The organism is Methanosarcina subterranea, from assembly GCF_055385895.1.
In genome coordinates this window covers 4,497,489-4,522,659 of the sequence record NZ_AP042426.1, presented here as the reverse complement: position 1 = coordinate 4,522,659, position 25,171 = coordinate 4,497,489, and the positions used below count along the sequence as shown (strand labels likewise).

Annotated in this window: 17 protein-coding genes and 4 pseudogenes; 14 read left to right on the top strand and 7 right to left on the bottom strand. The window is 40.0% G+C overall.

What is annotated here, in order from left to right; genetic code table 11:
• The first annotated feature begins 43 nt into the window (after window positions 1-43).
• From ACZ5A8_RS19735 to ACZ5A8_RS19725, 3 genes are all read left to right on the top strand, one after another.
• A complete protein-coding gene (locus tag ACZ5A8_RS19735) occupies window positions 44-2,050 on the top strand; it encodes a methyl-accepting chemotaxis protein (RefSeq protein WP_464531065.1) in 2,007 nt (668 codons plus the stop codon).
• Between the two features lie 335 nt (window positions 2,051-2,385).
• On the top strand, window positions 2,386-5,139 hold the full coding sequence (locus ACZ5A8_RS19730; protein WP_464531064.1) for a type I restriction endonuclease subunit R: 2,754 nt from the start codon (window positions 2,386-2,388) through the stop codon (window positions 5,137-5,139).
• Window positions 5,140-5,699: 560 nt separating this feature from the next.
• Entirely contained in the window at window positions 5,700-5,873 is a 174-nt protein-coding gene (locus ACZ5A8_RS19725) for a hypothetical protein (protein ID WP_464531062.1), read from the top strand.
• Window positions 5,874-6,089: 216 nt separating this feature from the next.
• Here the strand turns inward: ACZ5A8_RS19725 and ACZ5A8_RS19720 are convergent, their stop codons facing one another.
• The gene (locus ACZ5A8_RS19720; protein WP_229390863.1) at window positions 6,090-6,500 is read right to left on the bottom strand and encodes an ester cyclase; all 411 of its coding nucleotides are present in this window, start codon (window positions 6,498-6,500) and stop codon (window positions 6,090-6,092) included.
• A gap of 425 nt (window positions 6,501-6,925) precedes the next feature.
• Here ACZ5A8_RS19720 and ACZ5A8_RS19715 point away from each other — a divergent pair, with 425 nt between their 5' ends.
• Window positions 6,926-8,248 (top strand): RNA-binding domain-containing protein, encoded by a 1,323-nt coding sequence (locus tag ACZ5A8_RS19715; protein WP_464531061.1) that lies wholly within the window; start codon window positions 6,926-6,928, stop codon window positions 8,246-8,248.
• A 145-nt stretch (window positions 8,249-8,393) separates the two neighbouring features.
• Window positions 8,394-8,618: a winged helix-turn-helix transcriptional regulator gene (locus ACZ5A8_RS19710; protein ID WP_464531060.1), complete on the top strand. Its 225-nt coding sequence runs from the start codon at window positions 8,394-8,396 to the stop codon at window positions 8,616-8,618.
• Window positions 8,619-8,694: 76 nt separating this feature from the next.
• Here ACZ5A8_RS19710 and ACZ5A8_RS19705 read toward each other — a convergent pair whose 3' ends face one another.
• From ACZ5A8_RS19705 to ACZ5A8_RS19695, 3 genes are read right to left on the bottom strand one after another with little or no spacing between them, the layout of a single operon-like run.
• On the bottom strand, window positions 8,695-9,858 hold the full coding sequence (locus ACZ5A8_RS19705; RefSeq protein ID WP_464531058.1) for a hypothetical protein: 1,164 nt from the start codon (window positions 9,856-9,858) through the stop codon (window positions 8,695-8,697).
• A complete protein-coding gene (locus ACZ5A8_RS19700) occupies window positions 9,855-10,352 on the bottom strand; it encodes a PIN domain-containing protein (RefSeq protein ID WP_322222994.1) in 498 nt (165 codons plus the stop codon). Before ACZ5A8_RS19700 ends, ACZ5A8_RS19705 begins: the two co-directional genes overlap by 4 nt.
• 5 nt (window positions 10,353-10,357) lie before the next feature.
• Window positions 10,358-10,864 carry a hypothetical protein gene (locus ACZ5A8_RS19695; RefSeq protein WP_464531057.1) on the bottom strand — a complete coding sequence of 169 codons (507 nt, stop codon included), beginning with the start codon at window positions 10,862-10,864 and terminating at the stop codon, window positions 10,358-10,360.
• 338 nt (window positions 10,865-11,202) lie between these two features.
• Here ACZ5A8_RS19695 and tnpC point away from each other — a divergent pair.
• Window positions 11,203-12,660 (top strand): annotated as a pseudogene (tnpC, locus tag ACZ5A8_RS19690) (IS66 family transposase).
• A 411-nt stretch (window positions 12,661-13,071) separates the two neighbouring features.
• Window positions 13,072-13,671, top strand: a complete 600-nt coding sequence (locus tag ACZ5A8_RS19685; RefSeq protein WP_464531056.1) for a restriction endonuclease subunit S — start codon at window positions 13,072-13,074, stop codon at window positions 13,669-13,671.
• Here the strand turns inward: ACZ5A8_RS19685 and ACZ5A8_RS19680 are convergent.
• Window positions 13,563-14,714, bottom strand: a complete 1,152-nt coding sequence (locus ACZ5A8_RS19680; protein WP_464530343.1) for an ISH3 family transposase — start codon at window positions 14,712-14,714, stop codon at window positions 13,563-13,565. The two genes, ACZ5A8_RS19685 and ACZ5A8_RS19680, sit on opposite strands and share 109 nt — an antisense overlap.
• Between ACZ5A8_RS19680 and ACZ5A8_RS19675 the strand changes: the two genes are divergently transcribed.
• From ACZ5A8_RS19675 to ACZ5A8_RS19650, 6 genes and pseudogenes are all read left to right on the top strand, one after another.
• Window positions 14,701-15,504 (top strand): restriction endonuclease subunit S, encoded by an 804-nt coding sequence (locus ACZ5A8_RS19675; RefSeq protein WP_464531054.1) that lies wholly within the window; start codon window positions 14,701-14,703, stop codon window positions 15,502-15,504. The genes ACZ5A8_RS19680 and ACZ5A8_RS19675 overlap by 14 nt on opposite strands.
• A 60-nt stretch (window positions 15,505-15,564) precedes the next feature.
• Window positions 15,565-16,871, top strand: a pseudogene (locus ACZ5A8_RS19670) (IS4 family transposase).
• Between the two features lie 57 nt (window positions 16,872-16,928).
• Window positions 16,929-17,300: a restriction endonuclease subunit S domain-containing protein gene (locus tag ACZ5A8_RS19665; RefSeq protein WP_464531053.1), complete on the top strand. Its 372-nt coding sequence runs from the start codon at window positions 16,929-16,931 to the stop codon at window positions 17,298-17,300.
• A gap of 6 nt (window positions 17,301-17,306) precedes the next feature.
• Window positions 17,307-18,824 (top strand): RNA-binding domain-containing protein, encoded by a 1,518-nt coding sequence (locus tag ACZ5A8_RS19660; RefSeq protein WP_464531051.1) that lies wholly within the window; start codon window positions 17,307-17,309, stop codon window positions 18,822-18,824.
• A pseudogene (locus ACZ5A8_RS19655) lies at window positions 18,817-19,967 on the top strand (type I restriction-modification system subunit M); the annotation flags it as partial. The gene ACZ5A8_RS19660 and the pseudogene ACZ5A8_RS19655, both read left to right, overlap by 8 nt.
• A gap of 389 nt (window positions 19,968-20,356) precedes the next feature.
• Window positions 20,357-20,707: pseudogene (locus ACZ5A8_RS19650) on the top strand (SAM-dependent DNA methyltransferase); the annotation flags it as partial.
• A gap of 151 nt (window positions 20,708-20,858) precedes the next feature.
• On the opposite strand, the gene ACZ5A8_RS19645 reads toward ACZ5A8_RS19650, so the two are convergent.
• Window positions 20,859-21,872 carry a hypothetical protein gene (locus tag ACZ5A8_RS19645; RefSeq protein ID WP_464531050.1) on the bottom strand — a complete coding sequence of 338 codons (1,014 nt, stop codon included), beginning with the start codon at window positions 21,870-21,872 and terminating at the stop codon, window positions 20,859-20,861.
• 793 nt (window positions 21,873-22,665) lie between these two features.
• Between ACZ5A8_RS19645 and ACZ5A8_RS19640 the strand changes: the two genes are divergently transcribed.
• Entirely contained in the window at window positions 22,666-23,892 is a 1,227-nt protein-coding gene (locus ACZ5A8_RS19640; RefSeq protein ID WP_464531048.1) for a hypothetical protein, read from the top strand.
• A gap of 374 nt (window positions 23,893-24,266) precedes the next feature.
• Here ACZ5A8_RS19640 and ACZ5A8_RS19635 read toward each other — a convergent pair whose 3' ends face one another.
• Window positions 24,267-25,100, bottom strand: a complete 834-nt coding sequence (locus tag ACZ5A8_RS19635; protein ID WP_464531046.1) for an SDR family NAD(P)-dependent oxidoreductase — start codon at window positions 25,098-25,100, stop codon at window positions 24,267-24,269.
• Between the last annotated feature and the right edge of the window lie 71 nt (window positions 25,101-25,171).

Sequence of the window (25,171 nt, the reverse complement as noted above, 5' to 3'; positions counted from 1 at the left end):
ATAATCATAGTCATTATATATCTAAATAGGGACTAGATTGCTTATGGCTTTAGTAGATTCCGATTTAAAACAGATGGAGTCGGTGGACTCCAGTAAAAAATTTGTTGAAGGTATAGGCCTAGCAGCAAAAGAGATAAGCTGGATAATAGATAATCTTCCAGTAACTGTTTTCAGAATCTCGAATGACTCTTCGTGGCCTATACGTTACATAAATAAAAATGTGGAAGAACTCACCGGTTATTCTACAACGGATTTTATTTCTCAAAGGTTATCCTGGTCAGATATTGTTTTTCCGGAGGACGTTCCTGTAATCGATAAGGTTATAGAGACAGCGGTAAGAAACAGAACCCCTTATCAGGTTGAATATAGAATCAAAAAATCCGATGGCGAGACAGTATTCATTCAGGAGCAGGCTAGCCTGGTGAACGATGATCACGGAAACATGGCTTATATTGACGGTACATTTCTGGATGTAACTCTGCAGGTTAAACGACGAGAAGAATCTCAAAGGGTAATTGTCAGCAGTATACCTGCTCCGTCACTTGCACTTTACGTAGATTCTTCTGGAAAAATAAAATACATTAATGATTACTTTGCGAAAGTCTGTAAGTTTAAAAATATGGACGAAGCAGTCGGAAAATCCCCTTCCGAATTACTGGAGACAAATTCCAAAAAAACGCTTGCTGAGAAAGTGATGGAAACCGGAGAAGGTGTTTACAATCTTGAAAAGTCATTCAAATTTAAGGCTTTAGACAAACCACTCTTCACAGTCCTCTCAGCTGTGCCAATAACAGATGAGAATGGCGTTATTGCTGGCAGCCTCACTGTTATAACTGACATGACCGAAATGAAAGATAGAGAAAAAGAAGTTGAGGATCTTTTAAATTATACTAATAGCTGTCTGGAGGAGCTTGGCGGAGGCATCAGGCAAATCAGTGAGGGGAAACTTGACGCTCATCTGGAAAAGATCAAGGACGATGATTTTGGTGACACCTTTGACGAGTTCAACAGGCTTGTTATTAACCTGAAATCAGTTATCGAGGACATCCTCGCAGACATGCTTACAACCCTTGAGGAAGCCCAGCAGTCCGAAGAAGCTGTCGGGCAGATGAATACCGGCATGCAGCAGATTTCAACCGCAGCAGAACAGATCGCAACCGGTTCAGAGAACCTTTCGAGGCATGCAGGCACAGCAGCTTCTGACATAAAAGCTTCCGAAGAAATTTTCAAAAAGCTCAGCGAATCTTCCACCAAATCTTCCAGCTATGCTTTCCAGGCAGGCAAAACAAGCGAAGAAGCCCAGGGTCTCAGTAATATGGCTCTGGAAGAAGTCGAGCAGCTTGTTGCAGAAATCTCCAAACTTGGAGACATAGTTCACTCTCTGGATGACGCTGTCAACAACATAGGTGCTGTTACAGGGAAAATCAAATCTATTGCTGACCAGACCAACCTTCTCGCATTGAATGCTGCCATTGAAGCTGCACGAGCAGGTGAATACGGCAGGGGATTTGCCGTTGTTGCCGATGAGGTCCGAAAACTTGCTGCCGATTCAAGGAAAAGTACTGATGAAATAAATGAGATTGTTACAAACGTTCAGAAAGAGACCAAGAAAGTGACCGAAGCCATCAATACCGCTGACAGTCAGGCTAAAAATGGCAGCAAGAGCATTAAACAGGCTTTGAATAAAGGCCATGAAATTGCCACTGCTGTTGCCACTATAAACTCCATGCTTGCCGAACTGGATAGGCTTGCAGAAGAAGGCCTGAACAAAATCGAAAACGTCGAAAGAAGCATCAGTGAAACCGCATCCACAGCTGAAGAAAACGCAGCAAGCAGTGAAGAAACCTCTGCCGCAATCGAAGAACAGACCGCCGCCATGCAGCAAGTAAGTAGTGCCGTACAGGACGTCAGCGAGCTTGCCCAGAAGACAGTCCACACCCTCTTCGAAAATTTCGAAATCTCAGGAGAAGAGAAAAACAATCAACCCTCTTCTGGAAAACCACAAAATTTCCACGGGAAAAAGAATCTTAAGAATTCTAAAATGCGTTGAATATTAAGTCCTGCGATATCAGGATATGATACTCCCTCCATCGTGTCCTGAAAATACTCTTTTTATTTAGTACGATGTAAATTATTAATAAGTTTCTTTAAGTCGTTTTTAGGTTACTTTAGTAAGGCTCTTCTAAAATTGAAAGATTAAAAACAAAATTATAAATGATGGATTGGAATATTATTAGCAGGTTGCGATAATTAAATTCAAGGTGCAGTGACTATGAAAAGATCTCTCTATTCTTTGTGAATCTCCAGTTTTTGTTACAATAAGAATGCAGCCTCGACATTCTAATCCAGGAACAGAAAGATGAAAATGAATTGTGGGTAAAAATAATGAGCAACAACCAGACCCCGGAGCAAAAAGCCAGAAATGGAATCGATGGAAAACTAAATGACTCTGGCTGGGTAGTTCAGGAAAAGAGCAGGATCGATTGGAGCGCTTCCAGGGGTATTGCAATTAAAGAATACCTGACTGATGTGGGGCCGGCTGATTATGTATTATTTGTTGATAAAAGACCCGTCGGGATTATTGAGGCGAAAAGGGACGAAGAAGGCCACCGGTTAACCGTTGTTGAAGAACAATCAGCCGAATACGCTGCAAGCAAGCTAAAGTACCTGAATAATGACCCGCTTCCTTTTGTATACGAGAGCACCGGCGCACTTACACGCTTTACAGACTTCCGTGACCCGAAGCCAAGGTCAAAACCTGTTTTTTCTTTTCTCCGACCTGAGACTTTTGAGGAATGGCTCAGAAAGAAACCTTTGAGGGAAAGGTTACTTAATATTCCGGAATTGCGGGCCGAAAGGCTGCGGGACTGCCAAATAATAGCGATTTCAAACCTTGAAAAATCGTTTAAGGAAAACCGCCCAAGGGCTCTGGTCCAGATGGCAACGGGCTCTGGAAAAACCTATACTGCCATAACCTTCATTTACCGCTTACTAAAATTTGCGGATGCTAAAAAAGTGCTGTTCCTTGTCGATACCAGAAACCTGGGCGAGCAGGCAGAGCAGGAATTCATGGCTTATGTGCCGAATGATGATAACCGCAAATTTACCGAGCTGTACAACGTGCAGCGCCTGCGTTCCAGTTACATCTCCTCGGATAGCCAGGTGTGCATTTCCACAATCCAGCGGCTTTACTCGATTTTGAAGGGCGAGGAGCTGGACGAAAAAATCGAGGAAGAAAACCCTGCTGAGAGGGGCTGGCAACCAAAGGAACCGCTTCCTGTTGTGTATAATGAGAAGATTCCCATTGAAGAGTTTGATTTTGTAGTCATAGACGAGTGCCACCGCTCCATATACAACCTGTGGCAGCAGGTACTGGACTATTTCGATGCATTTTTGATAGGTCTGACAGCGACACCTGATAAACGTACTTTCGGGTTTTTCAATGAAAATGTGGTGAGCGAGTACAGCCACGAAGAAGCAGTGGCAGATGGCGTGAATGTGGGTTATGACGTCTATACAATCGAGACTGAAATTAGCAAAAACGGGGCAAAAATAAATGCGCGGGAGTTCGTGGACAGAAGGGAGAAACTTACCCGCAAAAAACGCTGGGAACAGCTTGACGAAGATTTCACCTATACTTCCAAAAAGCTGGACAGGGATGTGGTCAATCCCAGCCAGATACGCCATGTGATACGGACATTCAAGGAAAAGCTGCCCGAGATTTTCCCCGGCAGAAGAGAAGTTCCAAAAACCCTGGTCTTTGCCAAGAATGACAGCCATGCAGATGATATTATCAATATACTGCGGGAAGAGTTTGGAGAAGGCAATGCTTTTTGCAAGAAAGTTACCTATAAAGCGGAAGAAGATCCAAAATCAGTGTTGTCAGCTTTTCGCAATGATTACAATCCCAGGATAGCAGTTACAGTGGATATGATTGCCACGGGAACGGACGTTAAGCCATTGGAATGCCTGCTGTTTATGAGGGACGTCAAGAGTCTGAACTATTTTGAGCAGATGAAGGGGCGAGGCACACGGACACTGGGCTATGATGACCTGAAAAAGGTGACTGAATCGGCTGTTTCGGCTAAGACACATTTTGTGATTGTGGATGCCGTGGGCGTTACAAAAACGATGAAAACCGACAGCCGGCCTCTGGAACGCAAGAAAAATACGCCGCTGAAAGACCTGCTGGCAGCAGTAACCTTTGGTGCTCAGGACGAAGACCTTTACATTTCCCTGGCTTCCCGACTGGCAAGGCTGAACCGGCAGATAAGTGAGGATGAAAGAGCCACTTTTGCTGAGAAGGCTAACGGAAAAACTATCAATCAGACCGTGAAGGATTTGCTCAGTGCATATAACCCAGATATCATTGATTCCGGGGCTTTTGAGCTTAAACAGAGCCAGCCGGAAATTCAGGAAGCCGATGCAAAGAAAAAGGCACAGGAGAACCTGCTTGATGTTGCCAGGTCCACTTTTTCCGGAGAGCTGAATGATTATATCGAAAATGTCCGCAGAGTCCATGAGCAGATAATTGATACCGTAAACACCGATGTCCTTCTCAGAGCCGAATGGGACAAAGACGCTGTTGTAAAGGCAGATGAGCTGGTCAACGACTTTAAAGCATATATGGAAGCTAACAAAGACGAGATCACAGCCCTGAGACTCTTCTACAACCAGCCCTACCAGCGCAGGGAAGTTACCTTTACGATGATAAAAGAAGTGCTGGATAAACTGAAACTGGAAAAGCCATATTTCGCACCCTTCAGGATATGGCAGGCTTACGAGCAGCTGGAAAAAGTGAACGGAAATTCTCCGAAAAACGAACTCACAGCCCTGGTTTCCTTGATACGCAGGATAACCGAAATCGACCCTGTGCTGACCTCCTACGACCAGACCGTAAACCGCAACTTCCAGGACTGGGTATTTAAAAAACAGGCAGGAACCCTGAAATTCAATGATGACCAGATGAACTGGCTCCGCATGATAAAAGATTATGTGGCTAACAGTTTCCACCTGGAAATAGATGACCTTGATTACACTCCCTTTGATGCTCTCGGCGGGCGCGGCAGGATGTACCAGCTTTTCGGGGACGAGATGAATGTGGTTCTCAGCGAATTAAACGAGGCGCTGGCGGCATGAAAATATAATGAGACGAATTGGCTTGGTGAAAATTTGGGTAGCGGTCGGATAAAAAGTTTGGTGAAATCTCTGGTGAAAAACTGGGTGAAATCACGAGTAAAAGCTCGAAATAAGGTTCGGAGAACAATTAAGAGGAATGTTCGGAGATAAGTTCGGAGAAAACGGTGGGAAACTGTGGGGAAATTGCGGGGAAATTGCGGGGAAATTGCGGGGAAAAGTATCTACATAGTATATGACTGATGATTTACAGGCAGACTTAGCAAAAAAACGAACTGTTTATATTACCCGGAGTAATATAACCACCAGTGTTTTATACAAGAACTTACATATTATATATTGTTCACAAGGAACTAAGCTGTAAAATGAAGCAAATTCAGGACAGAGTAAAACCTGATCCCGTAATGAACTTCATTGACGTACGAGCTTAAAATGAAGCAAATTCAAGACGGCTTGAGAACCGATCTCGAAATCTACTTCATTGACGTGTAAGCTTAAAATGGAGCAAATTCAGGACAGTTTGAAAGCTGATCCAATATACTTCATTGACGCGTAGCTATAAGGTGGAGCAAATTCAGGACGGCTTGAAAACCGATCCCGTAGTATCCTTCATTTATGGCGTGAACTGCGAGATGAAGCAAATTCAGGACAGTCCGAAAGCTGATCCCGTAATTACTTCATTGATGTACGAGCTTAAAATGAAGCAAATTCAGGACAGAGTAAATCTGATTCCGTGATACCTTCATTGATATATTAAGCTGTAAAATGAAGCAGATTCAGGAACGGGTGAAATCTGATCCCGCAATAAACTTCATTGTTGCAGGCCAAACCTTGTGAACCCTTTATTCGTTCTTTCAATCAAAGTTAAAGCGTATAGATATTGTTCTCTCTTCTTTTACTGCTTTTCTCCTCTTTTCATTTTATGTTTAACAAACTTTAGCTCTGCCCGGCTGTCAGGCTGACCCCAGCTGCTGTAGCATCCCAAATATGTCAATAAGCTCAAAGGTTTCTACCGCCTGATGGTCTTTAAAACGATTGATGCCCATCAAAGGAACTTTTATTTGCCTGCCGGTCGGAGCTATCCCCATGATTTCTCCTTTATGTGTTCCACGGCACATTACTCTGATAGCTACTTTATCCCCTTCGGCAATGATATCTTCGATGTCAGCATGTAAGTCGGGAAAAGCATTGAAATACATGGAAAACAACTGCTTGAGCTCTTCAGGCCCGTGCATCTCCTGACCTGCTGGCCCGTGATAGACCCAGTCAGGGGCTATAAATTCGTCCATCAGAGAAAGCTTCCTCCCATTGAAGACCTCTTCCCAGAAACGACGATCTGATGCTTTATTTTCTTCGGCTGACATACTATACCTCCTGATCCTATACTCTTTGATTCTATGCCTCTGAGTCTTTTTGATCTCCGATACGATGAAAAACAGCTCAAAATAGTCGCAATATTTTTTTAGCCACCGCTCAAAAATTTCCCCGATTCGATCAGAATAGTATCTAATTTTGAAGTATAAATTAATGTGCGTATCTTGATAATAGAATCCGCGACAACCCCATTGAAGCGCAGAAGAAAGGTATTGAGACGACATAAAGGGCTTTTCTGAAACAGCATCAACCAATTTATAGAAGATGATCCAGAAGAGCACAAGTAGACAATTATTTAATCCACTGACATCTTAAAAGTACTCCAAAGCTGATAATAAAAGGTTTGGAGAAAGTTAGGATAAATATTCAGAGAAAGTTTGAATACAAAATTAAATGAGCCACTGGCGGCGTGAATATGAATAAATGGATAGAGGAAATTATTGAAGCTGGAGAAGGGTATCACATAGAGTTTAAAGAATCTCTTGATAAATCATTTATCGAGGAGGTTTGTGCTTTTGCCAATTCCAGCGGAGGTAAGGTTATCCTCGGAGTCTCCGATAAAGGAATTATAAAGGGAATAAATACCGATAACAGTTTTAGATCAAGAGTTCAGGATTCCCTACGGCAATTGCAACCCTATATTGATGTTGGTATGGAAATCAAAGACAATCTTATCGTAGTTGACGTGCCGGATGGTAATGACAAACCTTACGCCTGTTCCAGAGGGTTCTTTATTCGAAACGGAGCAAACTCCCAGAAACTTACCCGCAATGAGATTATTAAGTTTTTCCAGAAAGAAGGTCGGGTTCGTTTTGATGAGCTGAAAAATGATAAAGCGATTTTTGAAAACGATTTTGATGAGAGGGCATTTGAGAATTTCCTGAATCTGGCAGGAATCACTCATTCTATTGACAAGATGTCTTTGCTGAGGAATTTAGATTGCATCACTGATGATAACAAGTTCACCAATGCCGGAGTTTTGTTCTTTGCCAGAGATATCGATTTCCTGTTAAACCATGCCATTGTTGTCTGTGTTTTGTATAAGGGAATAGAAAAAGTGAATATCCTTGACAAAAAGGATTTCAAGGGGAATATTGTTGAAAACATCAACAATGCCATTCTTTTCGTCAAACGGCACACAAACGTGCAGTACAAGATTGAGAAATTGCAGCGGGAAGAGATTCCCGATATTCCGGACGTAGCACTCAGGGAAGCTATTATAAATGCCGTTTGTCACCGCGATTATTTTGATAAGAGCGCAAATGTGCTTATTGAAGTTTTTGACGACAGGGTTGAAATATCCAATCCTGGCGGATTGCCCAGCGGCTTAAAACCTTCTGATTTCGGACGCAAGAGCGTTGCCCGCAATCCTCTTACTGCCTCCCTCTTAAATCGCATAAATTACATCGAAAAGGTCGGGACCGGAATAAACCGTATTAAACAAGCTGTGGCTGAAAGTGATAAATCCTCGGTGGAATTCTCATTTAATAGTGGCTTTTCCGTTATTTTCCGAAAACATGAAATAACTCCAGAAATGGGGTTGGGAGAAAAGTTGGGAGAAAATGAATTGGCAATTGTAAAAGAAATAAGTAACGATCCAAATGTAACAATTGCAGAGTTAAGTCAAATTGTAGGAATTAGCACTACTGCCATTGAAAACAACATAGCGAAACTAAAAGAAAAAGGTATTTTGAAGAGGATTGGGCCAGATAAAGGCGGATATTGGGAAGTTGATTAAGAACTTGCAACCGCCCTTAACAGAACTTAATTCCTGAGGGTAAGTTGGGAGAAAAGTTGGGAGAAAAGTTGGGAGAAAAGTTGGGGGAAATGTAAAAACATAAGCAGCATGCTGTTGAAAACTTGGTATAAATGAGGAAAACAGGTTGGGAGAAAAGTGGGGTGAAAAGTGGGGAGAAACACAATTGGAAATAATTAGAGAGATAATAAACGACCCGCAGATCTCAATTGTGGAACTAAGCCAAAGAATAGGACTCGGTACCACAGCTATTGAAAACAACATCGCAAAATTCAAAGAAAAAGGCATTTTGAAGCGTGTAGGTCCTGCTAAAGGCGGCCATTGGGAAATAATTAATGAGTCAATGAATTAAAATATTGACGACGCGTCGGAATTGTGAAGGTCGGAGAAAAGTTCGGAGAAAGATTGCGTGAAAGGTTGGGTGAAAATTAGTTACTTGATTTGGAAAGATACTTCAAATCGTTCTTCAGCACATTTTTCTTTGATTTAAAATATTCCAAGGACTTATCCGGTTCTTCAGTTGTGACTTGTGCAAGTTTATCAGCTTCAATACATTGCTGCTGCAAATTGACAATTTTTAGATATTTTTCTAACCTGCTCTCAGTAATGGTATTAAGCTCATCTATCGAGATTAAAGCATCAGCTGGATAAATGCTTTGCAAATTATCTTTCACTGAATCAAAACGATAGTATCCGTAATCATCCACATTCAGTAATCTCTTTGTGTTTCTTGAAATATCCTTCATAGCTTTGAGTTTTTCGTAAAATTCGGGGCTTCTTTTGGGACCGGAATGGATTCCTCCGAGACTATCCAGACCATAACCAAATCCTAAAATATCCCTTGCTGACATCACTTTCTGGTCATTAATCGATTTGCCATAACTAACATTTACAAAATGAAATAGATGATTCTCTTCGTATCCTCTTTTAGCAAGTTCTCTTTTCATTGCATTTAACATATCTATATGAGTTGTAATCATGTTGCCGTCAAAATCAACATAGTAAGCATTGATTCCTTTGTCAAGGTAATAATTTATGAGTTCCCTGCCGAACAGAGGGACGGTTGCAGGTATATATCCCATAATATTTTTCTTGTTTCTGATTTCTATGCTGTTGTAACATGAATCCAAATATTTTATAAAGGCATCAAAGTTTTCAACGTTCAAATTCCTGGCTACTTTAGGAACTGAAGGAACTGGAGTAATATCCGAATGTGAATATGCAACGTTAGTCAAGATGTCAATTTCTTTCTCTGTGGGGTATCTCCAATTTTCTCCCTTATTCTTAAATTCCAACAGACAAAAGTAAGGACAGCCATTAGCTTTTTCTTTCTCCCTTTTTAATTGCTTGTTTTTGTCTGATGAAAATTTTAAGTCCTGGTCTTTTTTTATTAGAGATCCTTCATCAAATTTCAAAAAAAGCTCCTGTAAGTCACAGAGTTCTTTTGGGAAAGAAGTATCTTTATAGAAACTGTTTGTTGCAATCGCTTTAGTTGGTGTTTTCAGTTCTTTGTTCCCTATTTGCACCTGTAAACTTCTTAGATCAGTATCATCTGCAATTGAACAAAGATGTATTTTAGTTTCTTTGGTCATCTTAACAGTTCCTTGAGGATATCTTCTTTTATCCAGAAAGAAGAACATTTTATGCTATTATATATTTCATTACAATCGGTACTTGTGAGTTCCTTAAGTTTTTCTTTTTGCCATAAAAGTAAGCCAATAGTCCCATTTACTTTTATGCCATACTTTGACTTCAACTGCCTTGCTCTTTCATCAATGATACAGCGATAATTGTCTCCGGATTGTTCTTTTTCTATGCCGGCACAGAGAACACTGATTTCCCCTTCATGCAACCAGGGATACCGTTTCGAAATTCTTGATAAACACTGCTCATCAACATTATCTATTACCGAAAAACCTTTGCAAGCCTTAAATGACTCGAATGTTTCAGGATTTTTTTCAAGCTCTTCATATACCTGTTTTGTGACGGATAAATCATAGCCATGTTTTTTGCAGATTTCAAAAGCTTTAGGAAAGTTAGCTTCCCGAAGCAAACAGACAATTGAGGAGGCATCAAATATTTTCAATCTTTTTACCTCCTCTGCAAATCAAGAAAAGTCTCTATATTTACACCTGCAAGAGAAGCAGCTTTTTCTAAACTGACGATGCCTTTTTTGTAGATGGAAATCGAGTTTTTAACCCTTGATTTCATTATTCTGCGATATTCAGTTGATTCAATAGTATATTCCGGATATGATGTATAGATAAAAAGAAGAATTTCGTCATTGGTAAGATTACTGATAAATTCTTTAAAGTCGGCAATTGATTCTTTTTCTTCTGAAGAGAAAATGTCCTGCTTTAGTCCCAATACCTTGATACCTGAAAAAGTAATTTTGTAAGTATTGCCCTCTTTTTTTTCAACAAGACCCATTGATACTAGGTTATCCATACTAACCTCTGAAGCTTCACTATATGGGCCGAGGGAATGAGGAATGAATTCCGCCCGTTCATCCACTTTATCAATGTAATTTGATATCAGAAACATCTCTTTTTGAAAAGCAACCTTTCCCTTTACAGGTTTCTCATCATTTACTTTCAATAATTCAAGTATAGCAACGCTTAAAGGAGAAAGGTCCTCTGCAATATTATCTAATGAAAATCTCAGTCTGTTTCCCCCTTAGCTTTTAATTCAATACTTGCTGCTATGTGGAATAATGTTCTTTTTTCAAAGGATATGCAACTATATTGTATAACACTTCTTATTATAATATCTCTCATAAACTCTTGAACGGAAACAAAATCAAATATTCTAGAATTATAAATTATTTGTTTTCCAAAAATTTTCGTAACAATTCAGGTGGCCTTTGAAAGGCTACAATTTTTCCTCTTTTCGAGGAAAAATTGCATATAAATTAAATCCTATTTTGTTTCGTTATTATGCTTACACGTGAAGAGATCCTCGTTATCTATGAAGCTGGTCCTGAAGCTGTAATTTCTGTAATCCAGAGACTTGAAACTATCATAGAAGAACAAGCTATTCGAATTGCTGAACTAGAAGAACGTGTAAGGATTTTAGAATCTCGCTTAAATCAAAATAGCAGAAACAGCAGTAAACCTCCTTCTACTGACTTTTTAGTCAAAGAAAAACCTAATCCCAAGAGTCTCCGGAAAAAGAGTGGGAAGAAACCTGGAGGTCAAGAAGGTCATCCAGGCACAACTCTTGATATGGTTAATGGTCCTGATTAGGTAATTGAACATTCTTTGACCTGCTGCAAAGAATGTGGACATACTCTTGAGGATGTTGAAGTTGAAGCTTATGAGAGAAGACAAATTTTTGATATTCCTCCTGTAAATCTAATTGTTACGGAACATCGAAGTCAGATTAAGACCTGTACTCACTGTGGAAAATCAAATAAAGCTTCTTTTCCAGAATCTGTGAAATATCCCGTCCAGTATGGTCCTAATATTTTAGCTTCAGCAATTTACTGTAAAAACTACCAGTTTATTCCCTATAAAAGGATTTTAGAGTTTTTTGATGACGTTATGGGGATAAAAATCTGTTCTGCTACGATAATCAGAGCAGAAAAAGAATGCTTCCGGAATTTAGAGGAGTTTGAAAATATGAGTAAGGAGAAGTTAATAACTTCTCCTGTTATCCATTGTGATGAAACTGGGATGAAAATTGAAGGAAAAAGGCATTGGCTTCATGTAGCTTCTAATGACAAATACACCTGTTATTTTGCTCACTCAAAAAGAGGATCAAAAGCAATTAATGCCATGGGAATTCTTCCAGAGTTTAAAGGAATAGCAGTTCATGACGGATGGAAACCCTATAACAGTTATGAATGTGATCATGCTCTTTGCAACGCTCATCTCCAGAGAGAACTTACTGGAATTGAGGAGAACTATAAACAGCAATGGGCTAAAGAGATGAATGAACTGTTAACAGAAATGAAAAAGTATACTGATGAATGCAAAGAGCAAGTCAAAGATCTGGATTTTGAACAAATTAAAGCGTTGGAAGAGAGGTTCAATGCTATCGTCATGAAAGGGATTGAAGAAAATCCACCTTCTCTAAACCCTGAAAAACATGGAAAACGTGGTAAAAATCCAAAAACAAAAGCAAGGAACCTACTTGACAGGTTTATAGAAAACAAAGAACAGATCCTGAGATTCCTCAATGATTTGAGAGTTCCATTTGAAAATAACCAGGCAGAAAGAGACATAAGGATGATGAAATTACAGCAGAAAATATCAGGAACTTTCAGAACTATACAAGGAGCGGAAGCTTTCTGCAGAATTAGAGCTTATATTTCGACCATTAAAAAGAACGATTTACCTGTTATAGAAGGTATTCTCGCGGCGCTCAGCGGAGCACCGCTAACTATACCCTGAGTAGTTACAAATTTTCTATTATTTCACTATGAATACTGATTTCACTCTACTTTCAAGATGTTTTTCATTTACGGTTCTAATACAGACATAATATTTCTTATCCAGTTTAAATTTTTTATTAAGTCTCTGAAAGGCACAAGTAGACAATTATTTAATCGAGCTCATCCCAAAACTCAAAGTTGCTTCTCTTGATCATGTAGTTCGAACAATTAATCGAGTTTCTGATCCTGAAACTGATTCTGAAACTCTTATTAATGCGAAAGTAAAATTGTTTTTGGGATGAGCTCGATCAACTGACAATCTTGAAACTACTCCCAAGTTGATAGTAAAACCATTGTTAGTTCAGTGAAATTTCCCAAAAGAGAACTGTTATATAAATTAAGTTCTTTTAAAAACTCACGGAGAACTCAGATGACTGATACTGAAAACCTACAGACGCCCCCTATGGGGTGGTGCTGGACAACCATTGGAGATATTAGTGAGGTAAAAGGTGGTAAACGTCTACCAAAAGGACATGACTATTCTGAAACTCCTACACTTTTTCCATATATAAGAGTTACAGATTTTGAAAATATTAGTATCAATCTGGAATCTCTAAAATTTTTGAATCCTTCTACCCAAAAGCATATCAGTAATTATACAATTTCAAAAAATGATATCTACATTTCCATTGCAGGATCAATTGGGAAAGTCGGGCTAATTCCTGAAAAATTAAATGGGTCAAATTTAACCGAAAATGCAGCCAAAATTACTGATATCGAAAGCATAGATAGGAAGTTTTTGTGTTATGTTCTCACTTCTTTAGCATCCCAAGAACAAATTACAAAATTCACTATTTCATCAAATCAACCCAAATTCAGTAGTTCGCTAAAATCTTTCCTCCACTTTTACTCTACCTTCATTTATCTCAAACACCACACTGTTGTCCTCACTCTTAACTTTCTTCTTATCCATTCCTTAATAATAAGTATAAATACTTCAAATCTGAACTTATCCTCATCTATGACCTGAGGTCCTCTTTTGACAATAGTAAAATGTTTATTCTGAATGTATAGCCATATATTTTTTAGTAGAAAGGATACCAATGCATAAAAGTACCTTATAGTTGCGTTTTTAGATGATGTCTTTGGTCTAACCACATTCCTCATCCTGTATGACGATTCAATAGCAAATCTTCTTCTGTAAACTGTACTGACCTTTCTTGGAGACCATTTAACTCCAAAAACAACAAAACCAAGGTTCTCACATCCCTTTTTACCTCTCTTTCCTTTCAGATACTTAACATCAATGATAATGTCTAAAAGAATCTTTTTCTTAGAATTCTTCATGACATATTGTGTACTCCGAGCCTTATTCCCATTCATAAGTTGCTTCATCTTCTCTCCTTTCTTGACAACAGGAACTATGTGAGGAACACCATTACTTTGCAAAAATTCAAACACATCTATAGAATAAAACTCTCTATCAAGGCAGAGAACCTTGATTTTAAAATTCAGTCTTTTGATGAGATAGAGAAAATAGGAGAGGTATTCAACCATTGGTTTTTTCTTTTCTACAGGAAGAACAGATACAGTAAACCTTTCGTTCTTGTTAGTGATGTAGAGGGAGATATATGAGTAAAAAGAGTTTGTTGACTTTTTAGCTTGGCTACGAATTACATATTTCTCGTTAGACGAATCTGTTTTCCCGTAATAAGGATCGTTGGTTAAATCAATGGCAAACTCATAGCTCTTACCTGTTTTGAGAGTTTTTAGGGGATTTTGAAGAAGAATCTTTTCATTGGATAGGATCAATTCGTCCATGTTTAGTTTCTTAAGATGGTAACGTAAAGATGTTTCACAAGCAACAGCAGAATACTGTTTTGAGACAGAATGGACTGAACTCTTATCGACTGCCAAACTCACAACAGTACGAATAATGTCTTCACTTGTAAGTGAACCATTGATCTTGAGGATTACATGAGATGTGAGAGGTTGTAATACAGAATCAATACAGTACTTTGACTTTAATTCGATTTTAAACCTATTTCTGAACTTATTTGTGAAAAAAGACATAGAGAGGCATTTTTCATTACATATAAAGGTATCGAGAAGCTTCCGTAATGAGGAAATCAAAATTAGCGAAGTACTGAAATTAGCTTTGTTTAGAATAAAGCAAATAAATATTCCATTCCCTCCTCTACCCGAACAACGTGCCATAGTCTCCAAAATCGAGCTTCTCTTCAGCGAACTGGACAACGGCATTGCCAATCTCAAACTGACACAGGAACAGCTCAAAGTTTACCGGCAGGCGGTGTTGAAGAAAGCATTTGAGGGAGAACTCACGAAAAAATGGCGGGAGCAGCAGATTGGTTTGCCGGATGCAGGGGATTTGCTGGAACAGATCCGGAAGGAAAGAGAAGAAACTGCAAAAACTGGTAAAAAACAGAAATCCATTAAGCCACTCACAGAAGCTGAATTGCTAAATTTACCTAAAGGATGGGGTTGGATTAGGTTGGGTAATTTAGTTGAAGAACCTAAATATGGAACTTCAAAAAAATGTGACTACAACGTAAATGGCATAGGAGTACTTCGTATACCAAATATTTCAAATGGTTTAGTTAATGATTCTGACCTGAAATATGCCCAATTTGATTCTACTGAAATTGAAAATTACCGATTGAAAACTGGGGACATTCTTACAATTCGGTCTAATGGAAGTGTTGATTTAGTTGGGAAATGTGCATTGGTTAGCACAAAAGATGAAAAGTATCTGTATGCAGGTTATTTAATTAAACTCAGACCCATCAGCTCATTAATTAATTCAAAGTACCTGTTAAATTGTCTTTCATGCGTCATCGGTTAAGCTTTAGAGAGCTACTCTTGTATGTGTTTTTATATTAATAATCTAAATATTAGTGCATCTATGTCTCCTCGTCCCCCACCTACTCTTGAAGACTCTCTTCGGGAAATGTTTCCCGAAGAGTGGTTAAGGCAAACTGCCAAAGAAACTGATCTAATAGTACGTGAGCGTAAAATTGACCCTGTCACAATCTTTTGGGTTTTAACTCTTGGTTTTGGTGTACGCTTACAGCGTACACTTGCCAGTTTGAAACGAGAATATGAAACCGAATCCAGTAAAACCATAAGTGATAGCAGCTGGTACTATAGATTCACTCCAGAACTTGTCGAGTTTCTTCATCGATGTGTAATTCACGGCATAGAAGAACTTGCAAAAGAACCTGGTAGAAAACTTAGCAAAAAACTCGAAAACTTCCAGGATGTTCTCATTCAAGACAGCACAATTGTTCGTCTTCACTCCTCTTTAGCAGACAAGTTTCCAGCAGCAAGAGCAAGAACAGTAGCTGCTGGCATAAAAGTGGGAGTTATGGTAAGTGCAGTTGCTAACGGACCTAAAACCGTTGCTTTATACTCTGAAAAAACAGCTGAGATCAAAACATTGAAAATCGGTCCCTGGATCAAAGACCGTATTCTTCTTGTTGATCTTGGTTTTTACAAAACTCAAATGTTTGCAAGGGTTGAGGAAAATGGAAGATATTTTGTTTCAAGAATAAGGAAGAATATGGATCCTGTTGTTGTTTCAATCGAGGAAGGAGTACCTATAACAAGTGCAAAGATTTCATAGAAAAACCTGTTAGTGAATGCATTAAGCAACTTTCTGGAAAAGATATTGATGCAGTTGTAAAAATATCATTCAAAAGAAGAGCATATAAAGGCAAACAAAAGCAGGATGAGATGCTTGTACGTCTTGTTGCGGTATATAATGATGAGGACGAAAAGCATCACATATATATCACAAATATTCCTAAAGATGTTTTGAATGCAAAAGATATTGCAAAATTATATGGTGCAAGATGGGACATAGAACTGTTGTTTAAGGAGTTAAAAAGCAAATACGCTCTTGACGTTCTTGAAACAAAGAATGTGCAGGTAATTGAGGCTCTAATATGGACAGCAATGTTAACACTAATCGTTAGCAGAAGAACTTATTCTCTTGTAAGAAACTCAATAGCTCATCCTGAAAAAATGGCTCAATATACGCAGTTACGTTGGAGCACAATATTTGCGGAGAATGCATCAGATTTATTGACAGTAATTCTTCAGAGATGTGGAATTCAAAGAACTTTTGAAACTATAATGAGTGTATACGAAAGTCAAGCATTGGACCCACATGTAAACAGAGAGAGGTTCAGGGAAGAATGGTTTGAATGAAAAAATAAAATGAAAAACACTATTGGTAGAGGGAAGTAAGTTCTTAACCGATGACCAATGAATTGTCTTTCCTCAATAGATTTACGTCATCAAATAGAGTCAAAAGCAAAATCAACAAGTGGAGTTAATAACATCAATTCAGGGGAATTACAATCTTTAATAATTCCTATTTGTTCCCCTCCTGAACAACAAGCCATCGTTCAGGAAATCGAGACCCGCCTTTCAGTCTGCGATAAGATAGAGCAGGATATAAAAGAGAATCTGGAAAAAGCCGAAGCACTGCGGCAGAGTATTTTGAAAAAGGCGTTTGAGGGGAAGTTGCTTAATGAAAGGGAGCTGGCAGAGGTTCGAAGGGCAGAGGATTGGGAACCAGCTGAGGTTTTGCTGGAAAGAATAAGGGCGGAAAGAGCAGAGAATGGGAAAAAGTGAAGAAACATGATCTCTGAACAATTGAAAAGCATCATCCGGGATGGTGAAGGGCTGACTGTGGAATTCAAGGAGTGCAGGGATCAGGTGAACAAGGATGTGTACGAGACTGTCTGCGCTTTCTTAAATCGCAGTGGAGGGCATATTGTCCTTGGGGTTGATGACAATGGAAATATTACAGGAATTGATGCGGATGCTCTGCTGCAAATCAAAAAGGACCTGGTCACTACACTGAATAACTCCCAAAAGATCAATCCGCCTTTGTACATCTTGCCGGAAACAATGATCATTGAAGGAAAAACCCTTCTTTATCTCAGCATTCCTGAAAGCTCTCAGGTTCACCGCTGTAATGGTAAGATATTTGACAGAAATGAAGATGGGGATCTCGATATAACCAACCATCCTGATGCTGTGGCTCATCTCTATATTCGAAAACAGAGCTCTTTTTCCGAGAGCCGCATTTACCCCTATGTCAGGCTTGAAGACCTCAGGGGCGACCTTATCCAGAGGGTACGGAAAATGGTCCGCGCCGAAAACCCCAACCACCCATGGGGAATAATGACCGATGAGGAATTCTTAAGTAGTGCCAGATTATATCAGCATGACTACCAGACCGGTAAAGAAGGGTATACTCTTGCTGCTGTTCTTTTGCTGGGCAAAGACGAAGTTATCCAGATCATACTGCCGCATTTCAAAACTGATGCCATCCTTCGCAGAATAAACCTTGACCGTTATGACGACAGGGACGACATCCGGACCAACCTGATAGAAAGCTATGACAGGTTGATGGCTTTTGTTGCAAAACATCTGCCAGATCCGTTCTATCTGGAAAAGGATCAGAGAATCAGCCTGAGAGATCATGTTTTCAGAGAAGTCGTTGCAAACATGCTCATCCACAGAGAGTATACAAACGGCTTTCCTGCAAAGTTCATAATAGGAAATAATCAGGTTCTTACAGAGAATGCGAACCGTCCACATGGACATGGCAGAATAAATCCTTCCAATTTCACACCGTATCCTAAGAATCCGGTGATTGCTCGATTTTTCAAAGAAATCGGGAGGGCGGATGAGTTAGGCTCAGGTGTCAGGAACCTCTACAACTACACAAGAATTTATTCCGGTGGAGCTGACCCGCAGCTTCTTGAAGGAGATATTTTTAAGATAATTGTTCCTGTTACCCCGCAAGCTACCCCGCAAGTTACCCCGCAAGCTACCCCGCAAGCCACCCCGCAAGCTACCCCGCAAGCTACCCCGCAAGCCACCCCGCAAGCCACCCCGCAAGCTACCTCGCAAGCTACTCCGGAAAATGAAACAAATAAAATCGCTGCACTCTTGGAATATTGCATTGAACCAAGAAGCAGAATTGAAATTCAAGAGTTTATGGGATTGAAAGACAGAGAATACTTCAGGCTGGAAATTCTGAATCCGCTCATTCAAGAAGGAAAACTCTTACTTACAATCCCTGAAAAACCAACAAGCCCGAATCAAAAATATTACTCTCATCTCAAGGATCCAAACCATGTCTGAAAACACCTCATCCATTGTTTCAAAAGTCTGGAGCTTCTGCAACGTCCTGAGGGATGGGGGCGTGAGCTATGGCGATTATCTGGAACAATTGACCTACCTTATATTCCTGAAAATGGCTGAAGAGTACAGGAAGCCGCCGTATAACAGAGATATCGGCATCCCGGAGGAATATACCTGGGATAGATTGAAACAGCAGCGTGGAGCAGAACTCGATATTCACTACAAGAAGCTGTTAGAAGAGCTCGGGAAAAAGCCGGGGATGCTCGGGCAGATCTTCCTCAAAGCTCAGAACAAGGTCAGCGACCCTGCCATGCTGTACAAGGTCATTGATATGATCGACAAAGAAAGCTGGGTCATGATGGGTGTGGATACGAAAGGAGAAATATACGAAGGGCTCCTGCAAAAGAATGCAGAGGACACAAAAAGCGGAGCCGGGCAGTACTTTACCCCAAGGCCGCTCATCAGGGCAATGGTGCAGTGCCTTCAGCCCGAACCCCTGAAGACAATCGGAGACCCCTGCTGCGGCACAGGCGGGTTCTTTTTAGCAGCTTATGATTTCCTTACATCACACCACAGGCTGGACCGGGAACAGAGCCGCTTCCTGAAAAACAAAACTTTTGGTGGGAATGAAATCGTCGCAGGGACCCGACGGCTTGCTTTGATGAACATGTTCCTGCACAACATCGGGGAAATAGACGGGGAACCCATGATCTCTAATTCCGATGCTCTCATAGCCGATCCGGGTTATCGTTACGATTACATCCTCACAAACCCGCCTTTTGGAAAAAAGAGCAGCATGACCTTCACCAACGAAGAAGGCGCGCAGGAAAAGAAGATCTTACCTACAACCGGCAGGACTTCTGGACAACCACAAGCAACAAGCAGCTCAATTTTGTGCAGCACATCCATACCATCCTCTAAACAGGTGGGCAGGCAGCAGTAGTTTTGCCGGATAATGTCCTGTTTGAAGGCGGGGCAGGAGAGACTATCCGCAAAAAGCTTCTTGAAACTACCGACCTGCACATAATTCTGCGCCTGCCGACAGGCATTTTCTATGCAAATGGTGTAAAGGCAAACGTGCTTTTCTTTGAAGCTAAATCCGCAGCTAAAGAACCCTGGACAAAAGAGGTATGGATCTATGACCGGAGTTTATAAGATCTCATAAAAATCGTGGTACAGCTATGGATATTATGTAGGTCTAACAAGAAATTAATTAAGTTCCAAACTCGTTTCGTTCAATTTTGGCGTCACCACATATTGAACTAGCTCACCGATTGATACTTATATGATTTTCACCATATTATACTAAAGAAACCATAATAGGGCGTCTTGTTACAGAGATCCTGTGTTAGACCCCATATAGTGGGAAATTAACTATTTTTGTGCCACACCGATTTATTTAATTGGTTCTATATTTGTCGGTTTTATATTAAAATGCTTGGAATTGTTACCCAACATAATTAATTTTTTGTTAGACCCTAAGTAGATCATGTCGCTTGATGTGGCTTTATACTATAAAGTATAAACTCCGGTATGACTACCGCACAAATGTGCACCACACATTGAAGAAAAACCCAATGAAATTTTCAGATCTGGAAGACTTCATCAAATGCTACAACCCCGAAAACCGCCACAGCCGCAAAGAAACATGGAGTGAAGAAACTCCCGAAGGCAGGTTCCGAAAATTCGGCTATGACGAAATTGTATCAAGGGATAAAACTAACCTGGATATCTTCTGGCTCAAAGACAAAAGCCTCGCTGACCTGGACAATCTGCCTGACCCTGATATTCTTGCAAATGAAATAATAGAAAATATGGAAGCTTCACTAGCGAGTTTTAAGGAGATTATGGTTACTATTAACGGTGAAAGTGAAGAGAATTAAAAAATAAATTCCGAATATGTCTGAAGATAAAAAGAAGTTCTGATATTCTTTTGTCTGCAGATTATAGAATATTCTAATATCCTTTTCTATCCTCGCCAAATCCAAAAATTCAGATGTTTTTCAGTAAAATGTTGTGGTGGATGTCCACCACTCACCTTACTGTGAGATTTTCGGGTTGTTCTGAAAAGTTGTATAAATAGATGTCATTGCTTTCCGAACCATCAACGTAGTTCTTATCCATTCCCCATACAACAGTGTTATTGTATATTTCTGGTGTCGTATAAACATCTTCAAGATAGCCATATATCAGTGTGCTTTGTCCTGTAGTTATGTTATATACATATACTCCAGGTTTGCCTTCATAATCATCAACAACTTTATTGTATACAATTTTATCATTTTGTATGGCAATATGTGTCCCTGTACTGGCGCCATATTCATTTCCATCTGGATCGGTGTCAAGTGGACGTGTGACGTCTATAGTTTCATTTGTTGACGTATCGTACATCACAACATATCCCAGATGATTATATACGTCAGACCAGATGACCTTGGTGTCCCATATACGCGGTATGTTTGGATCTCCATATGAACCGACAGTTATTCTTTCCCCGGTATTGATGTCATACATTCTGATAGTTATATCCGCTTCCGGGTCTTCTGAATATGAGTAATACACCACTTTTGTGTCATATATGTCAGGATTACTACCGTTTCCTATTTTTGTCTGTGTGGATGTAGACATGTTCATCAGATATACACTATCATTTGCACTCCAGACGATTCTGTCGCCGTAAATAGCAGGTTTACTATATTGGTCTACATCCTGCGTGATGTAACTTTTTGTGGCTGTAGGAATATCATACACAGCAAGCCTTGGTGCTCCGCTGCTTTCATCATGCCACACTAATTTGTTGTCGTAAATATCTGGACTGGATGCTCCAGAAGAGCTAACCTTAATGTCTGTCCCGTCGGTCAGGTTGTATAGATGAATAACAACCCCATTTGTCCATACTACCTCGTTACCATAAACAGCAGGATCGTATCCTGTGCCAATTTTCGTAACTTGAGCCGCTGAAGCTGCGGCTGAAATTAAAATCAAAAAAACAAAAACCAGAAATAATGAAGCTAAAGTTATTGAACATAGCTTCCCCTTATTTTTCATTTATTTTCCCCCAGGTAGCTTTATTTTTCAAAGTTAATGTACAGTTTATATGACTCGGATATTTTTCAGATTCTGTAATAATATCTGAATCATTTATTACTAAAGGCATATTAATCCAAATCTGGACTATTTACCCAATAAATTATGTGATATATTAGTAAAGAGACTAAGCAATTATATAATTTTGCGAATAAAATATTTTCCAACCTTTGTTACATATAAATTTTTGTTATTAAGTAAAATTGCAGACTTCAATTCGCAAACGGCGTAAAAGCAAATGTGATCTTCTTGGAAGCAAAATCTGCGGCTAAAGAACCCTGGACAAAAAAGTGTGGACCTACGACTACCTCACCAATGTGCACCATACATTGAAGAAAAATCCGATGAAGTTTTCAGACCTGGAAAACTTTATTGAAACAATTTCTGCCTATGAAGACACATTTTTATTTTTTTAAATATATCTTACTTTCTCTCAGTATTTTTTTCATATTTTTAGTCTCAAACAATACAAACAATATACACTTCATGGAAACCATGCGTAAATTATCTCTCCACAAAAAAGTTGACACTCATATTTTTATGCTGAATCCTACTACAGGGATATCAGCGACAAAATCAGATTCCAGCAATGACCGGGAACGTTAACACTCTTTTTTATTCCGGAAATCTTTAATCCGCTCACTATCCCCTGCAAATCGTCCTAAAATAGAGGACTTCTATAAAATCTGGATTCAAATGAAAACATTTAAAATTACCTGAAGTTCAGATATTACATTGTTAAGGGGAATAGTAAATGGAAAATAGGGAAGATCGGTACCTAATATTTTTAGCTTTAACAGCTCTGGTTTTTGTTTTGTTTATTTCCACTTTACCTGTGGCGCTAGCATTTTCTCTACACAGTAATCGGCTTACCATAAATGAGACTCAAATCACCACAAACATTTCGGATGAAGCCTGTCCTTCAATCTACGAGGACAGGGTAGTGTGGCAGGATTTGCGCAACGGGAAGAACTGGGACATCTACATGTACAATCTTTCGACTCAAGAGGAAACCCGGATTACAAATAGTAGTTTCGATCACAGGAACCCTGTTATTTACGGGAATCGAATAGTATGGGAGGATACATGCAATAGCTATCAAAATGCGGATATTTGCATGTATTATCTAACCACTTCCACTGAAACTCAAATTACAACAAACATGTCAGGTCAATATGCCCCCGACATTTATGAGGATAGGATAGTTTGGGAGGATACACGCAACGGAGGAGGTTGGGATAAAGAGGGTAACAGGGCTGGAAATTGGGATATCTACATGTATGACCTTTCCACCTCCACTGAATACCAGATTACCACCAATGAGTCAATGCAGGAATACCCTGCCATCTACGAGGACAGGATAGTGTGGCAGGATTCCCGCAATGGAAATCTGGATATTTACCTTTACGACCTCTCAACTTCCAGAGAGACTCAAATCACCACCGACCCTGCAGCACAGTACTCTCCTGCCATCTACGGGGACAGAATAATCTGGACTGATGCCCGCAACGGAAAAGCAGACATATACATGTATAATGTTTCCAACTCCGTCGAATCTCAAATAACCGCAAGCGGATCAGTGGATTATGGGCCTGCAGTCTACGGAGACAGGATAGTGTGGGTGGATTATCGCAAAGGGTGGGAAAACCTGGATATCTACATGTATGACCTTTTCACCTCCACTGAAACTCAGATAACAACCAACGAATCAAACCAATGGGGGAAGCTTGATATCTGGGGGAACAGGATCATGTGGCGGGACCACCGCAATGGAAACAATGACATCTATGTGTGTACTGTTTCAGGGAAGGATGCAAAGTCAGAAGTTGAACCCGAAATAAGGTCAGAAGTTAACCCGGCATCTGGATTAGAGGTTAACCCCGAGCCGGAGAGGGAAGAAAGCACAAGCAAAAATATCACAGGGTTTGAAATTATTTCTTATCATCGGTTTGCTTGGTGTGTCCTTGATAGGAGAAGGTAAAACAGATCGAAATATATTAAAAAACATATTTAAAAACACATTGAATAACACATTGAATAACATATTAAAAAACATATTAAAAAACACATTGAATAACAGATTGAAAAACAGATTAAAAAACAGATTGAATTATAATAAGTATTGGAGAGTTATTGATCAAATTCAGTGACTTCTCCACTACTATACTTATTTATGAAATGATTAAGCACGAAAAAACCGGAAAATAAAAAGCCGGAAAATAATGAACAAAGATTAAATAGAAAAGGGCTCGTTGAGACTTGAACTCCCGCCCTCCTCCATGTGAAGGTGGTTTTAAACCCCCGGATTCCGAAAGCAATCAGGTGCCGCGTTTCTATTTCTTCACACCTTCTCCTTCATACTTTCTGTTTTTTTGACCATTCTATCCGCCGCTCGCGAGCCATTTTCATCAGGAAGTCCTCTGCAGCTTCAGAAGAAATACAATATTCATGCCAGAGCCAGCCCCCCGGCTCTTCTGGTACCACAATGATTCCTTTTTTCTCTGCAACACCCTCAAGGATTATCCTCGCGGCTTCTTCTGCTGGAATTGCATCTTCAGGGGCTTCTACTTCTTCATGAACAGGGCCGAGTATCGGCTTTTTCCAGATGCGCGAAACGACAGCTGCAGGACATGCCACTGAGAAATGAATGCCCTCTTCTGCAAATTCGTACCTCATGCTTTCACTCATCCCGACCACTGCATATTTGGTGGCGCAATATAGAGCCTGGAACGGGAACGGTATCAGTCCTGCAATGGAAGCCGTATTAACGATATGTCCTCTGCCCTGGAGGAGCATAACTGGCAGCGCGGCGTTAATTCCGTAAATTACACTCCAGAGGTTGACATCAATGATAGACTGCCAGTGTTCAAGTGTGGCCTCGACAGTCGGCATCGTACCCCCGATCCCTGCATTATTAAATAAGAAGTCAATTCTGCCTTCCAGGGCAATCATGTCCTGAATAGCCTTATCCACTTCCGGCTGTTTTGTCACATCAACAAGTAGAATATGAATCTGTCCGGAATATGCATCAAGACTCTTAGCTGCTGATTCCAGGCTTTCTGCACTCCGGCCAGCCATGAAAACTATTGCTCCCTTCTCCAGCAGCGCTTCACTTATCGCATAACCGATTCCGGAGTTTGCACCGGTTACCAGACAGCGTTTATCCTTGAAATACTCTTCAGCCCCCATTTTCATTCCCCCTTATACTTTTTATCGGTTCCGTTTTAATTGATTCTTTCTGACTCTTTTTGATTTACTTT